At 71.1% G+C, this 13,749-nt stretch carries 13 protein-coding genes; 4 read left to right on the top strand and 9 right to left on the bottom strand.

Annotation, left to right across the window (positions count from 1 at the left end; genetic code table 11):
- The first annotated feature begins 33 nt into the window (after window positions 1–33).
- Together ACFV4G_RS33685 and ACFV4G_RS33690 are read left to right on the top strand one after the other, a co-directional pair.
- A complete protein-coding gene (locus tag ACFV4G_RS33685; protein WP_380445981.1) occupies window positions 34–924 on the top strand; it encodes a hypothetical protein in 891 nt (296 codons plus the stop codon).
- A gap of 195 nt (window positions 925–1,119) precedes the next feature.
- Entirely contained in the window at window positions 1,120–1,320 is a 201-nt protein-coding gene (locus tag ACFV4G_RS33690; protein ID WP_380445982.1) for a hypothetical protein, read from the top strand.
- Window positions 1,321–1,445: 125 nt separating this feature from the next.
- Here the strand turns inward: ACFV4G_RS33690 and ACFV4G_RS33695 are convergent, their stop codons facing one another.
- Entirely contained in the window at window positions 1,446–1,832 is a 387-nt protein-coding gene (locus ACFV4G_RS33695; RefSeq protein WP_380445983.1) for a metal-sensitive transcriptional regulator, read from the bottom strand.
- Between the two features lie 381 nt (window positions 1,833–2,213).
- Here ACFV4G_RS33695 and ACFV4G_RS33700 point away from each other — a divergent pair, with 381 nt between their 5' ends.
- Both ACFV4G_RS33700 and ACFV4G_RS33705 read left to right on the top strand, forming a co-directional pair.
- Window positions 2,214–2,834, top strand: a complete 621-nt coding sequence (locus ACFV4G_RS33700) for a DUF47 domain-containing protein (protein ID WP_380445984.1) — start codon at window positions 2,214–2,216, stop codon at window positions 2,832–2,834.
- A 5-nt stretch (window positions 2,835–2,839) separates the two neighbouring features.
- Window positions 2,840–3,835, top strand: a complete 996-nt coding sequence (locus ACFV4G_RS33705; protein ID WP_380445985.1) for an anion permease — start codon at window positions 2,840–2,842, stop codon at window positions 3,833–3,835.
- A 143-nt stretch (window positions 3,836–3,978) separates the two neighbouring features.
- Here the strand turns inward: ACFV4G_RS33705 and pstB are convergent, their stop codons facing one another.
- The 8 genes from pstB to mshD form a co-directional block, all read right to left on the bottom strand.
- Window positions 3,979–4,755, bottom strand: coding sequence for a phosphate ABC transporter ATP-binding protein PstB (pstB, locus tag ACFV4G_RS33710; protein ID WP_380445986.1), 777 nt, complete (start codon window positions 4,753–4,755; stop codon window positions 3,979–3,981).
- Window positions 4,756–4,794: 39 nt separating this feature from the next.
- A complete protein-coding gene (gene pstA / locus ACFV4G_RS33715) occupies window positions 4,795–5,868 on the bottom strand; it encodes a phosphate ABC transporter permease PstA (protein WP_380445987.1) in 1,074 nt (357 codons plus the stop codon).
- Window positions 5,869–5,944: 76 nt separating this feature from the next.
- Window positions 5,945–6,916, bottom strand: coding sequence for a phosphate ABC transporter permease subunit PstC (pstC, locus tag ACFV4G_RS33720; RefSeq protein ID WP_380445988.1), 972 nt, complete (start codon window positions 6,914–6,916; stop codon window positions 5,945–5,947).
- 146 nt (window positions 6,917–7,062) lie between these two features.
- Window positions 7,063–8,199, bottom strand: coding sequence for a phosphate ABC transporter substrate-binding protein PstS (gene pstS, locus ACFV4G_RS33725; protein WP_380445989.1), 1,137 nt, complete (start codon window positions 8,197–8,199; stop codon window positions 7,063–7,065).
- Window positions 8,200–8,441: 242 nt separating this feature from the next.
- The gene (locus ACFV4G_RS33730) at window positions 8,442–8,927 is read right to left on the bottom strand and encodes an NUDIX hydrolase (RefSeq protein ID WP_380445990.1); all 486 of its coding nucleotides are present in this window, start codon (window positions 8,925–8,927) and stop codon (window positions 8,442–8,444) included.
- A gap of 1 nt (window position 8,928) precedes the next feature.
- Window positions 8,929–10,014 (bottom strand): CHAD domain-containing protein, encoded by a 1,086-nt coding sequence (locus ACFV4G_RS33735; RefSeq protein WP_380445991.1) that lies wholly within the window; start codon window positions 10,012–10,014, stop codon window positions 8,929–8,931.
- Between the two features lie 103 nt (window positions 10,015–10,117).
- Complete coding sequence (locus ACFV4G_RS33740; RefSeq protein ID WP_380445992.1) at window positions 10,118–12,295, bottom strand: RNA degradosome polyphosphate kinase; 2,178 nt, start codon at window positions 12,293–12,295, stop codon at window positions 10,118–10,120.
- Between the two features lie 282 nt (window positions 12,296–12,577).
- Window positions 12,578–13,615, bottom strand: a complete 1,038-nt coding sequence (gene mshD / locus ACFV4G_RS33745) for a mycothiol synthase (RefSeq protein ID WP_380445993.1) — start codon at window positions 13,613–13,615, stop codon at window positions 12,578–12,580.
- Between the last annotated feature and the right edge of the window lie 134 nt (window positions 13,616–13,749).

Below are 13,749 nucleotides of genomic sequence, written 5' to 3' on the forward strand. Positions count from 1 at the left end.
GTCGGGCCCGAGGGGGTTGTCGCGAGGATGAAGATGACCGACCAGCAGCGCAGCGGACGGCCGGGGCGCCGGCCGGTGCCGCACCTGCGCTCGGCGGCCGGGGCCGCCCTGCTCGCCGCCGCCCTGGCCGCACTGGCCGGCTGTTCGGGCGGGTCCGGCGGCGGCTCGGCCGATCAGAGCACCCCCGACCAGCTCGCCGCGGACCCGGTCACCGCCGTCCGCAACGCCGCCGACATCACCGGCCGCACCGGGTCGGCGCACGCCGCCACCGAGCTGACCACCGAGTCGAGCGACAAGAAGGCGGCCTTCTCCGGCACCGGCGGCTACGACTACGTGAAGCGGATCGGCCGCCTGGAGATCGCGGTGCCGCCCGGCGCGGCGACCACCGGCAAGATCGTCGAGGTGGTCCTGCCGGGCACGGTCTACCTGCAGAACAGCGGCGCCAAGGTGCCCGAGGGCAAGTGGGTCAAGCTGGACGTGCGCCAGCTGCCGGACGGCAACCTGGTGAGCAGCGGCGGCACCGACCCGGCCACCGCGGCGGGGGCGCTGCGCGGGGTGCAGAAGGCGGACGCGGTCGGCGTCGAGACGGTCGACGGGGTCGCGCTGCACCACTACCGCGGCACCCTGGACCTGTCGAAGGCGGCCGACGCGACCGGCGGCCGGGGCGGCGACGGCCTGCGGATGGGCGCCCAGACCTTCACCGTCAAGGACGTCCCCTACGACGCGTGGCTGGACGACCAGGGCCGGCTGCACAAGGTGGTCGAGGTCTTCACCTTCGCCGGGGTGGCCGGCTCGAAGGAGGCCAAGGACCAGGTGAAGGTCACGTCGACCACCTCGCTGACGGACTTCGGCAAGCCGGTGGAGGCGGCCGAGCCGGCGGCCTCGGACATCTTCGCCCTGAAGCCCACGGAGAGCCCGAAGTAGACGGACGGGGCAGCGCTCCGGCGCCGGGGCGCGTCGGGGCGCCGCCGGAGCGAGTGGCCGTCCGGGGAGCCGCGGTCACCCGTTTCGGCGGCGCGAGATGGCCCGTCCGTGCCATGTGGACGGGCTCCGAAGTGCCTAGGCTGGACGTCGGGTGGCTGCCGCCCGGGCTGGCGAGGCACTGAAGGGGTGGTGCAGGTGGTGTCGTCCACGGGTGGCCGCAGCAACGGCCACGACGACGCGGCCCTCGACGAGATCGAGCTGGCCGGCGAGCTGATGATCGCCGCGACGGCCAGCACCGGCGACCGGCTGCCGACCGAGCGGATCGACGAGGTGCTGCTCGACCGGCCCGAGCCCGGCCGGACGGACGCGGACCAATACATCGAGCGGGACCGGTAGACCGAGCGGGAGCGGTACACCGAGCGGGACCGGTGTGACGAGCGGGACCGGTGTGACGAGCGGGACCGGTGTGACGGGCGGGAGCGGTAGGGCCGCGGGCGGGCCCCCGGCCCCGACGAGCGGGTTCAGCTGCGCAGCAGCCGGCTGATCGCGGCGGTCGCCTCCGCCACCTTGGCGTCGAGCTCGGCGCCGCCCTGCTCGGCCGCGGCGGCGACGCAGTGCCGCAGGTGCTCCTCCAGCAGGGAGAGGGCGAAGGACTGCAGGGCCTTGGTGCTGGCCGACACCTGGGTGAGCACGTCGATGCAGTAGACGTCCTCGTCGACCATCCGCTGGAGCCCGCGGATCTGGCCCTCGATCCGGCGCAGCCGCTTGAGGTGGGCGTCCTTCTGTGCGCTGTAGCCGTGCGGGCCGTGACCGCCCTGGTGCGCGTCGGCGGCGGCCGGGGCGTGGTCGGCGTGCGGCTCGGTGCCGGGCGCGTCGTCCGGCTCGGTGCGCGCTTGCGTCGTGGTCATCGGCCCGCCTTCGTCTGGATGCCTGGTGGCTGCGTCGGCCACCAGTGTCCAACACCGGGACCCTCCGTGGTGTTCCGACGACCGGACCGGGCCCGGCGGGGCCCGGCCGACGGGGGTTCCGGACGCCCCCGGGCGGGCCGTCGGCGGGTTCGCCCGTCTGGGCGGCGCCCCGGTCTTCCGTACGCAGGACGAGGGCAATCCGGGCGAGGTTCCGTCAGACTGGGGGCTCACGTCCGCACATGGAAGTGCGCTCCGGGGTCGCCGGTGCGGCAGCCGAACGGAAGGGGAGGTTCCGCCTCCTGCCCAACCACCCCGTTTGCGTGATTGCGCTTGGTTGCACCTAGCATCGTTCAGTCCCTACCCCGCACATCGGAGATTTCCGTGCGTTTTAGCCTGACCCCGAAGGAGACGAGCTTCTACGACATGTTCGCCGCCGCCGCGGAGAACCTCGTCGTCGGTTCGAAGCTCCTGCTGGAACTGCTGGGATCAGACGTGTCGGCCCGCGCGGAGATCGTCGAGCGCATGCGCGCCGCCGAGCACGCCGGGGACGACACCACCCATGCCGTCTTCCACCAGCTGAACTCGTCCTTCATCACGCCCTTCGACCGCGAGGACATCTACAGCCTCGCCTCGTCGCTGGACGACATCATGGACTTCATGGAGGAGGCCGTCGACCTGGTCGTCCTCTACGACATCCAGACCCTGCCGAAGGGCATCGAGCAGCAGATCGAGGTGCTCGCCCGGGCCGCCGAGCTCACCGCCGCCGCGATGCCGAACCTGCGCACCATGTCGAACCTCACCGAGTACTGGATCGAGGTCAACCGCCTGGAGAACCAGGCCGACCAGATCCACCGCAAGCTGCTCGCCCACCTGTTCTCCGGTCAGTACGACGCCATCGAGGTGCTCAAGCTCAAGCAGGTCGTGGACGTCCTTGAGGAGGCGGCGGACGCCTTCGAGCACGTCGCCAACACGGTGGAGACCATCGCCGTCAAGGAGTCCTGACCCCCGTGGACATGGCTGCTCTCATCGCCGTCATCGGCGTTGCGTTCTTCTTCACGTACACCAACGGCTTCCACGACTCGGCGAACGCGATCGCCACGTCGGTCTCCACGCGGGCGTTGACCCCGCGGGCCGCGCTCGCGATGGCCGCCGTGATGAACCTGGCCGGCGCCTTCCTCGGCAGCGGTGTCGCGCACACCGTCTCCAAGGGGATCATCGAGACCCCGACCGGCGACAAGGGCATGGTGATCCTCTTCGCCGCCCTGATCGGCGCGATCGCGTGGAACCTGATCACCTGGTACTTCGGCCTGCCCTCCTCCTCGTCGCACGCGCTGTTCGGCGGCATGGTCGGCGCGGCGCTGGCCGGCGGGATCGACGTGATCTGGAGCGGCGTCCTCGACAAGATCGTCATCCCGATGATCGTCTCTCCGGTGGTCGGCCTGATCGGCGGCTTCCTGGTGATGCTGGCGATCCTGTGGATCTTCCGGCGGGCCAACCCGCACCGCGCCAAGCGCAACTTCCGGGTCGCGCAGACCGCCTCGGCCGCCGCGATGGCGCTGGCGCACGGTCTGCAGGACGCGCAGAAGACCATGGGCATCGTGGTCATGGCGCTCACCATCTCGGGCCACCAGACCACCGGCGAGATCCCGGTCTGGGTGAAGATCTCCTGCGCCACGATGCTCTCGCTGGGCACCTACGCGGGCGGCTGGCGGATCATGCGGACCCTCGGCCGCAAGATCATCGAGCTGGACCCGCCGCAGGGCTTCGCGGCCGAGGCCACCGCCTCGGCGATCATGTACATCACGTCGTTCGTCTTCAAGGCGCCGATCTCCACCACCCACGTGATCACCGCGGCGATCATGGGCGCGGGGGCCACCAAGCGGGTCCGCGCGGTGCGCTGGGGCGTCGCCAAGAACATCGTGCTCGGCTGGTTCATCACGATGCCGGCGGCCGCCCTCGTCGCGGCGCTGGTGTACTGGTTCGTCCACCTGTTCTGGGGCTAGCCCCCGGCCGGCCCGCACAACCGCCGGCCCGTGGAGAACTGACAGGGCCCGCCCCCACATCTCGGGGGCGGGCCCTTTTCATGCTCCGCGGCGGCACCGCCATGCAGCACCGTGGAGCAGCTCGGTCTCCGGGGCGCCGGGGTTTAGCCGAAGCGGCCGGAGATGTAGTCCTCGGTCGCCTGGACCGAGGGGTTGGAGAAGATCCGCTGGGTGTCGTCCAGCTCGACCAGCTTGCCCGGCTGGCCGACGCCGGCCAGGTTGAAGAAGGCGGTGCGGTCGCTGACGCGGGCCGCCTGCTGCATGTTGTGGGTCACGATGACGATGGTGAACTGGGACTTCAGCTCGCCGATCAGGTCCTCGATGGCCAGGGTGGAGATCGGGTCGAGCGCCGAGCAGGGCTCGTCCATCAGCAGGACCTGGGGCTCGACCGCGATGGCGCGGGCGATGCACAGGCGCTGCTGCTGACCGCCGGAGAGGCCGGCGCCCGGCTTGCCCAGCCGGTTGTGGACCTCGTTCCAGAGGTTGGCGCCCTTGAGCGAGCGCTCCACGACCTCGTCCAGGACGGCCTTCTTCTTCACGCCGGCGAGGCGCAGGCCGGCGACCACGTTGTCGTAGATCGACATGGTCGGGAACGGGTTCGGCCGCTGGAACACCATGCCGACCGAGCGGCGCACGGCGACCGGGTCGACGTTGGAGGCGTAGAGGTTCTCGTCGTCCAGGAGCACCTTGCCCTCGACGCGGGCGCCCGGGATCACCTCGTGCATCCGGTTGAGGGTGCGGAGGAAGGTGGACTTGCCGCAGCCCGAGGGGCCGATGAAGGCGGTCACCGAGCGGGGCTCGATGCTCATCGAGATGTCCTCGATGGCCTTGGTGGAGCCATAGTAGGCCGACAGTCCGCTGACGTCGATGCGCTTGGCCATGATCGTTGCTTCTCTCGTCTGTCTTCGTCAGTCGGTCGCTCAGTGTCCGGCCTTGGGCGAGCGCCAGCGTGCGATGCCCCGGGCGATGAGGTTGAGCCCCATCACGAAGGCGATCAGCACGAGCGCGGCGCCCCAGGCGCGGGCGTAGCCGAAGTCGTTGTTGACCAGGGAGTACTGCTGCCAGATGTACATCGGCAGGGACTGCTGCGGTCCGTCGAACGGGTTGCTGTTGATGTAGTCGGCACCGAACACCAGCATCAGCACCGGGGCGGTCTCACCCGTGATGCGGGCGACCGCGAGCATCACACCGGTGGTGATGCCGCCGATCGCGGTGGGCAGGACGATCCGCAGGATGGTCTTCCACTTCGGCACGCCGAGCGCGTACGACGCCTCGCGCAGCTCGTTCGGGACGAGCTTGAGCATCTCCTCGGTGGAGCGGACCACGACCGGCATCATCAGGATGGCCAGCGCGAGGCTGCCGGAGAAGCCGGAGTAGCCGAAGCCGAGGGCGAGGTTCCAGAGCGACAGGATGAACAGACCGGCGACGATCGACGGCACGCCCGTCATGACGTCGACGAAGAAGGTGACGACCTTGGCGAGCTTGCCGCGGCCGTACTCCACCAGGTAGACGGCGGTGAGCAGGCCGATCGGGGCGGCCATCGCGGTGGCCAGGCCGACCTGCTCCAGGGTGCCGATCAGCGCGTGGTAGATGCCGCCGCCCGGGCCGGACGAGATGACGCCCTTCATGGAGTGGCTCAGGAAGTACCCGTTCACCACGCCGATGCCCTGCTGGATCGTGTAGACGGTCAGCGCGACCAGCGGCACGACGGCGAGGATGAAGGCGACCCAGACCACCGAGGTGGCGAAGCGGTCCTTGGCCTGGCGGCGGCCCTCGACCCGGGCCGAGAGGATGTAGCTGATCAGGACGAACAGGAGCGCCGAGATCAGGCCCCACTGCAGGTGGCTGGCCAGGCCGCCGACGGCGCCGATGGTGCAGCCGAGGGCGATCGAGCCCACCGCGACGGCGGGCGGGGCCCACTTGGGCAAGCGGTTGGCGGTCAGCGCCCGGCTGAGCGGGAGCGCGTCCGCCGGAACAGTCGTGGTAGCGCTCATGCGGCCTTCCTCGCTTCGCTCGTCAGGGCGCACGAGCGCAGCCCGCACCCCTTGTTGGTTCGCTCGCTACGCTCACTCATGCCGAGTACTCCTTGCGGCGGGCGACGATCAGCCGCGCGGCACCGTTCACCAGCAGGGTGATCACGAACAGGACGAGGCCGGAGGCCATCAGGGCGTTGCGGCCGTTGTCGCCGGCCTCGGCGAACTTCAGCGCGATGTTCTGCGCGAAGGTGCCGCCGCCCGGGTCGAGGATGTGCAGCGACAGGACGCTGTTGGAGGACAGCACCACCGCGACGGCGATGGTCTCGCCGAGCGCGCGGCCGAGGCCGAGCATCGAGGCCGAGATGATGCCGGGGCGGCCGAAGGGCAGCACCGCGGTGCGGATCATCTCCCAGCGGGTCGCGCCGAGCGCGAGGGCCGCCTCCTCGTGCATCCGCGGCGTCTGGCGGAACACCTCGCGGGAGACCGCGGTGATGATCGGCAGGATCATGATCGCGAGCAGGATGCCGACGGTGAACAGGTTGCGCGGGGTGGTGCCGGTCTTGGTCTGGTCGAAGATGTACGTCCAGCCGAGGTACTCGTTGAGCCAGCTGGTCAGACCGTCCATGTGCGGCACCAGGAACAGCGCGCCCCAGAGGCCGTAGACGATGCTCGGGACGGCCGCCAGCAGGTCCACCAGGTAGGCGAACGGCTGGGCGATCCGGCGCGGCGCGTAGTGCGAGATGAACAGCGCGATCCCGATCGCGACCGGGACGGCGATCGCCATGGCGATGAGCGCGCTCACGATCGTGCCGAACGCGAGGACGGCGATGCCGAAGACCGGCTTCGGGGCGTCCGGCGTCCACTCGAAGGTGGTGAGGAAGTTGCCGTCGTTCTTGCTGAGCGCGAGGCCGGAGCGCCAGGCCAGGAAGCCGGCGATGGCGCCCATCACGACCAGCAGGAGGATGCCCGAGCCCCGGGCGAGGTTCATGAAGATCTTGTCGCCGACGCGGCTGTCGCGCGGTCGGCGTTCCCTGCCTCGCGGCGCGGCAGGGGAGGATGAAGTCATTGGTCTACTCCGGTCTGGTGGCGCCGCCCCGGGAGGGGCGGCACCATGGCGGCGGTGCCCCGGACGTGGTGCTGGGTCGGGCGTTCCGGTGGGACGGCCCCGGCCCCCCTCGCTCACGGGGCCGCCCCACCGGTGGTCCTGCTGGGTCAGGCCAGGGTCGGGATGACGGCGTTGAGCTTGTCGGTGAGCTCCTTCGGCAGCGGGACGTAGCCCTTCTCGCCGATCGCCTTCTGGCCCGCGTCGCTGGCGGTGTAGGTCAGGAAGGCCTTCAGCGTGTCGAGCGTGTCGGCCTTGTTGCCCTTGTCGCAGACGATCTCGTAGGTGACCAGGACCAGCGGGTAGGAGTTCTCGTCCTTGGTCGCGTAGTCGAGCTTCAGCGTCAGGTCGCTGCCGGTGCCGGTGATCTTCGCCTTGGCGAAGGTGTTGGCGGCGTTCTCGGCGGTCGCGGCGACCGGCTTGGCGGCGCCGGTGTTGATCGCGGCGCTCTTCAGGCTGTTGGTCTGCGCGAAGGAGAGCTCGACGTAGCCGATCGAGTTCTTGACCTGCTTGATCTGGGCCGCGACGCCGGCGCTGCCGTTGGCGGACTGGCCACCCTTGCCGGCCCAGGTCTTGGCGGCCGGGTAGGACCAGGCGCCACCGCCGGCCGCGGCGAAGTAGTGGGTCAGGTTGTCGGTGGTGCCGGAGTCGTCCGAGCGGTGGAAGGACTGGATGTCGGTGTCCGGCAGCTTGGCGCCCGGGTTGAGGGCGGCGATCGCCGGGTCGTTCCACTTGGTGATCTGCGAGTCGAAGATCTTGGCGGCGGTGGGGCCGTCCAGGACCAGGTTGTCGACACCGTCGACGTTGTAGACCAGCGAGATCAGGCCCGCGGCCATCGGCAGGTCGATGCCCTGGCCACCGGTGCAGACCGCCTTGGAGGCGTCGACCTCGGCCGGCTTCAGGGCCGAGTCGGAGCCGGCGAACTGGATCTTGCCCTGGGTGAACTGCTGGACGCCCGCGCCGGAGCCGCCACCGCTGTAGTTGACCGTGGCGCCGGAGCAGGCCGCACCGAAGGCGGTCTTCCACACGTCGACGGCGTTGCCCTGCGCGGTGGAACCGGCGGCGAGGAGGGCGGTGGGCTTGCTGCCACAGTTGATCGAGGCCGCGGCGGCGGAACCCGAGGAGCCCGAACCACCGGCGGTCGTGTTGTTGTTGTCCGAGCCGCACGCGGCGAGCGACAGCGAGCTGACGAGCGCCATGGCACCGATCGCGAGGGCCTTGGTGCGGCCGTTCCGCTGGAGCTTCACTGGGTGTCCCTTTCTGTGGCATTGCCCGGCGCGCGGGCCGTGCGATACGGCGGAGCGCGGGTTTTGCTGTGGTCCGGGGCCCGTCCGGCCCTCCGGTAGTCCCGAAGTTAGGCCGGGGAAGTGACACGACAGCCGGTCGCAAGTGAACGGGGAGTGAACCTCGAACGGATGACAGGAAACTAGGTCAGGTAGTAACGGTTGCGTCACGGCAAGAACTCGGGAAGATCACTTCCATCGTTCCGCTACCAACGGAAGCCGTGCGTCCGCACCGGCTTCGCCCCCAGGATCTCCAGCAGGGCGTCGACCAGCAACCGGTCGCGGTCGTGGGTCAGCCGGACGCGGGCCTTCCCCGCCGGGAGCCACTCCAGCCGGTCCACTTCGCGGTTCGGCCGGAACGCCCCCGTGGTCGGCACCGCCGCCCAGTAGCGGACCTCCTTCGGACGGCCCTGCACCGGGTAGTGCTGCGCGGGCAGCTCGGGACCGAGCACACAGCCGAACCCGGTCTCCTCGCGCACCTCGCGCACCGCCGCCTCGGCCATGCCCTCGCCCGGGTCGAGCTTGCCCTTGGGCATGCTCCAGTCGTCGTACTTGGGCCGGTGGATCAAGGCGATCCGGGGCCGTCCCAGCCGGCCGCTCTTCTTGGGCCGGCCGGGCAGCCACAGCACCGCGCCCGCGGCGAGGATCACCGGGGCGTGCTCCGCCTGGCCGGTGCTCAGCCGATCGCGCAATTCATGCCGTCCGTGGTGCGGGGGAATGCCCCCAGCCCTCGGCAGGGGGGACCTCCAGCCAGCCGTCCAGGCCTGGCGGGAGTTCGGGCCACCGGCGGCCGAAGGCGTACCGCGCCGCCTCGACCTCCAGTCGTTGATCAGCATGCACCACGCCCAGTACGTAGGCGGTGGCGGGGGTGATCCGCGGCGTGCGCGCCGCCGTCGCCGCGGTGACCGCCGCGTCGGCCGCCTCCTGGTGGCGGCCCAGCACGTCGTCCAGCTCGTCCAGCTCCACGGACGGGCGGCCGCACACCTCCAGCGCGTAGCGGGCCCGCTTCACCAGGATCCGCATCCGCGCCCACGGCTCGTCGTCTGCGGCCAGCGCGGTGTCCGCGTCCACCGCGCCACGGGCCTGCGGAACGGCGCCCAGCCGGCGCAGCCCGTTCCCGCCGTACGGCGTGGCGGCGCGCTGGAGCGGCAGCTGGGCGGCGCTCGCGGTCAGCGCGGTGAACGCGGCGGCCGCCTGCGGCAGCAGCACCGCGCCGGCCCGCGCGTTCGCCGACTCCAGCAGCGGCGCCTCGCCGACCAGCAGCGTCATCCGGTCCGCCAGCGCGTGCAGCCGGGCCGACCGCAACTCCTGGAGCACGCTGGAGTGCGCCCTCGTCCGGGCCAGCGTCAGCTGCCGGTCCAGCAGCGCCCGCGCCTTCGGCGCGCCGGCGTGCCCGGCCAGCATGCCGGTCCCGTCCGGGTCCGAGCCGCTCAGCGAGTCGAGCGCGCCCAGCAGCCGGGCGGAGCGGCGGACGTACCCGGGCTCCAGCGCGAGCAGGTTGAGCAGCCAGCGCAGCTCGGTGCGGGACTCCTGCGCCCAGGTCTGCTCGAAGACGCTGCCGAAGGTGTGCAGCAGCCCGCCGATCCGCCGCACGGCACGCAGCAGGTCGGCCGTGCCGGCCGCCGGCACGGCCGCCGTGCCCGGTCTGGCGCCGACCTCCCCCACCGCCAGCGGCAGGGCGCGCAGGAACGCGCCGGCCTGGGCGGTGAGATGGCTGGAGAGGATGTCCCCGGCGGTCGCGGTGGAGGCCGCCCGGGCCGTCATCGGCGCTTCGGTCATGGCGTGGTAGATCCCCGTTCCCCCGGGTCCGTCCCCCGGGGCTGGTGGCCGACCGCCGGAGCCTGTCCCCTGCCGGCTCCGGCGGCTCGCATCAGTGGTCGCGTCAGCGGGAGGTGGCGGCCCGGCGGCGCTGGCGCGAGTCGATCAACAGGTCCTGGACGTGCCGCAGCGGCTTGCCCTCGGCGTCCTGCGAGTGGCGGGTCCAGGCGCCGTCCGGGCCGAGGTGCCAGGACTCGGTCTCGTCCGACACCCCGAGGTCGAGCAGCCCGGACAGCTCGGCGCGGTGCGCGGGATCGGTGATCCGCATCAGCGCCTCGATCCGGCGGTCCAGGTTGCGGTGCATCATGTCGGCGCTGCCGATCCAGACCTCCGGATCGCCGTTGTTGCCGAACACGAAGAGGCGGGAGTGTTCGAGGAAGCGGCCGAGCACGCTGCGGACCCGGATGTTCTCGCTCAGCCCCGGCACCCCAGGACGGATCGCGCAGATCCCGCGGACCCACACGTCCACCGGCACGCCGGCCTGCGAGGCCCGGTACAGCGCGTCGATCAGGGCCTCGTCGACGATCGAGTTGACCTTGAGCTTCACGTAGGCCGGACGGCCCGCGCGGTGGTGGGCGATCTCGTTGTGGATCCGGGCGACCAGGCCGTCGCGCAGACCGCGCGGGGCGGTCAGCAGACGGCGGTAGGACTCGCGGCGCGAGTAGCCGGACAGGCGGTTGAAGAGGTCCGAGAGGTCGGCCCCGACCTGCGGGTCCGAGGTGAGCAGCCCGAGGTCCTCGTAGAGCCGGGCGGTCTTCGGGTGGTAGTTGCCGGTTCCCACGTGCGAGTAGCGCCGCAGGGTGTCGCCCTCCTGACGGACCACCAGCGACAGCTTGCAGTGCGTCTTCAGGCCGACCAGGCCGTAGACGACGTGGCAGCCGGACTCCTCCAGCTTGCGGGCCCACTTGATGTTGGCCTGCTCGTCGAAGCGCGCCTTGATCTCGACCAGGACCAGCACCTGCTTGCCCGACTCCGCCGCGTCGATCAGCGCGTCGACGATCGGCGAGTCACCCGAGGTGCGGTACAGCGTCTGCTTGATCGCCAGCACGTCCGGGTCGGCCGCGGCCTGCTCCAGGAAGGCCTGCACCGAGGTGGAGAAGCTGTCGTACGGGTGGTGCAGGAGGACGTCCCGCTCGCGCATCGCGGCGAAGATGTCCGGCTGGGAGGCCGACTCGACGTCGGTCAGCCCGCGGGCCGTGCCCGCCACGAACTTCGGGTACTTGAGCTCCGGGCGGTCCAGCTCGGCGATCCCGAACAGGCCGGTCAGGTCGAGCGGGCCGGGCAGCGGAAAGACCTCCGCCTCGGTGATGTTCAGCTCCCGCACCAGCAGGTCCAGGATGTAGGGGTCGATCGACTCCTCGACCTCCAGCCGCACCGGCGGGCCGAAGCGCCGCCGCATCAGCTCCTTCTCCAGGGCCTTGAGGATGTTCTCGGTGTCGTCCTCCTCCACCTCCAGGTCCTCGTTGCGGGTGACCCGGAACGCGTGGTGCGCGAGCACCTCCATGCCCGGGAACAGCTCCTCCAGGTGCGCGCCCATCACGTCCTCCAGGGGGACGTAACGCTGGGGCGAGGCCTCCAGGAAACGGGCGAGCGACTGCGGGACCTTCACGCGGGCGAAGTGCTTGTGCCCGGACACCGGGTTGCGCACCACCACGGCGAGGTTCAGGGACAGCCCCGATATGTACGGGAAGGGGTGCGCCGGGTCGACCGCCAGCGGGGTCAGGACCGGGAAGATCTTCTGCCGGAAGAGCGTGTGCAGGCGGGCCTGCTCCTTCTCCGCCAGCTCCGGCCAGCGGACCACCTCGATGCCCTCGGTGGCGAGGTCCGGCAGCACCTCTTGCTGGAACGCGGCGGCATGGCGGGCCATCAGCTCGCGCGAGCGCGTCCAGATCAGGTCGAGCACCTCGCGCGGCTGGAGGCCGGAGGCGCTGCGCTGGGCGACGCCGGTGGCGATCCGGCGCTTGAGGCCGGCCACCCGGACCATGAAGAACTCGTCCAGGTTGCTCGCGAAGATGGCGAGGAACTTGGCCCGCTCCAGCAGCGGGATCTTCGGGTCCTCGGCGAGCTCCAGGACCCGCTCGTTGAACGCGAGCCAGCTCCGCTCGCGGTCCAGGAACCGGCCCTGCGGAAGCTCCTCGAAGTCCTGCTCGTCCACCGTCGACGGCTCCGGCGGCAGACCGAGCGCGTTCGACATCAGGGCCGGTGGGGACAGTGGGGCAGAGACGGGGCGAGGGATGCTCATGGGTTCCAGCTCCTCCAGCAGCAGGACGGCGTCCGAACGCGAATGGCTCTGCGGGCCGTCGTCATCGCCCGGCGCCCACGCCCACCCACCCGGCGCGGTCCGTACAGCACCGGCCGCCGTGGTACGGCCGACGCTGCACGAGCGAGACACTACGGACTTCATCCTGTGATCTTCGCGGCAACAATTGAATCCACGGTAAACACCGCATGGCCAGGAGGAAAGCTGAGTCGGTCGGGGCCGGGGCTGCGGTGCCCCGTGCCTTGCCCCGACCGGCTGTTGCGGCTAGACCGCCCGGTCCGCCCGGTACTCGACGCGGTACATGAGGTCCACCTCGTGCACGGTGAATCCCAGTCGTTCATATACCCGCACGGCGGCCGGATTGTCGGCGTCGACGTAGAGAAGTACGGTCTCCAGTCCACGCTCGCCGGGGCCTGAGCCGGTCAGGTGACGCAGGCCCGCCGCGGTCAGCGCGCGGCCCAGGCCGCTGCCCTGCTCGGCCGGGTCCACCCCGACGACGTACACCTCGCCGAGGGCCGGCTCGGTGGCGGTGGCCCCGTGCACCTTGGTCCAGTGGAAGCCGACGACCTTGCCCTCGCGGGTGGCCAGGAAGAAGCCCGCCGGGTCGAACCAGGGCTCGGCCAGCCGGTCCGCCAGGTCGCGCTCGGTCCAGGCACCCTGCTCGGGGTGGTGGGCGAAGGCGAGGGCGTTGAGCCGCAGCCACTCGGCGTCGTCCTCACCCGGGCGGAAGGTCCGCAGCTTGACGCCCTCGGGGAGCGGGACGGTCTCGGTCTGCTCACCCGTGCGGCGCATCTGCCGCAGCTCGCGGACCAGCTCGGCGCCGTACCGGTCGGCCAGGTGGCGGGCGGCGGGGTGGCCGCCGTGCACCCAGAAGTCGACGGCGTCGCGGCCGGCCCGGTGGGCCTCCGCCAGCACGGCGTCCACCAGGGGGCGGGCCAGGCCGCGGCCTCGGGCGGCGGGGGCGACGACGAGTTCGGCGGCGGGGTTGGCGTGGGCCCCGGGAGCCGTGTCCTGGGGGATCTCCAGCTGGCCGTAGGCCACGACGGCGGCTTCGGCGCTCTCGACGGCCTTGGCGTTCTCGTTGGCCTCCTCGGCTTGAGCGGCTTCGTGGGCTACGTCGGCTTCGAGGAGGTGGATGACACCGGGGCGGGGCGTCTCCGAGGAACGCAGCCGGAGCCGGCCCTGCTCGGACACGGCCGCCCGACCGTCGACCGCCTGGGCGTCCGCCAGCACGCGCAGGGCGCCGTCACGCTGCCCGAGCCGGAGCACACTGTCCGCGATGACCGCTGTCTGTTCGTCCATGGACTGACAATACGTCACCGGGCACGACTGCTCCCGGGAATGCGAAAAGCCCCTGATCCGAATGGATCAGGGGCTTTTCTTGAATGATTGTTCGGCGGCGTCCTACTCTCCCACAGGGTCCCCCCTGCAGTACC

Origin of the sequence: Kitasatospora sp. NPDC059747 (genome assembly GCF_042732955.1) — a bacterium.
Lineage (GTDB): Bacteria > Actinomycetota > Actinomycetes > Streptomycetales > Streptomycetaceae > Kitasatospora.

Excerpts from the sequence above, each read along its gene's own strand:
- ACFV4G_RS33685 (WP_380445981.1), top strand. The coding sequence starts at position 34 with ATGACCGACCAGCAGCGCAGCGGACGGCCGGGGCGCCGGCCGGTGCCG.
- pstB (WP_380445986.1), bottom strand. The coding sequence starts at position 4,755 with ATGGCCAAGCGCATCGACGTCAGCGGACTGTCGGCCTACTATGGCTCC.
- pstA (WP_380445987.1), bottom strand. The coding sequence starts at position 5,868 with ATGAGCGCTACCACGACTGTTCCGGCGGACGCGCTCCCGCTCAGCCGG.
- ACFV4G_RS33740 (WP_380445992.1), bottom strand. The coding sequence starts at position 12,295 with ATGAGCATCCCTCGCCCCGTCTCTGCCCCACTGTCCCCACCGGCCCTG.
- ACFV4G_RS33695 (WP_380445983.1), bottom strand. The coding sequence starts at position 1,832 with ATGACCACGACGCAAGCGCGCACCGAGCCGGACGACGCGCCCGGCACC.
- mshD (WP_380445993.1), bottom strand. The coding sequence starts at position 13,615 with ATGGACGAACAGACAGCGGTCATCGCGGACAGTGTGCTCCGGCTCGGG.
- ACFV4G_RS33735 (WP_380445991.1), bottom strand. The coding sequence starts at position 10,014 with ATGACCGAAGCGCCGATGACGGCCCGGGCGGCCTCCACCGCGACCGCC.
- pstC (WP_380445988.1), bottom strand. The coding sequence starts at position 6,916 with ATGACTTCATCCTCCCCTGCCGCGCCGCGAGGCAGGGAACGCCGACCG.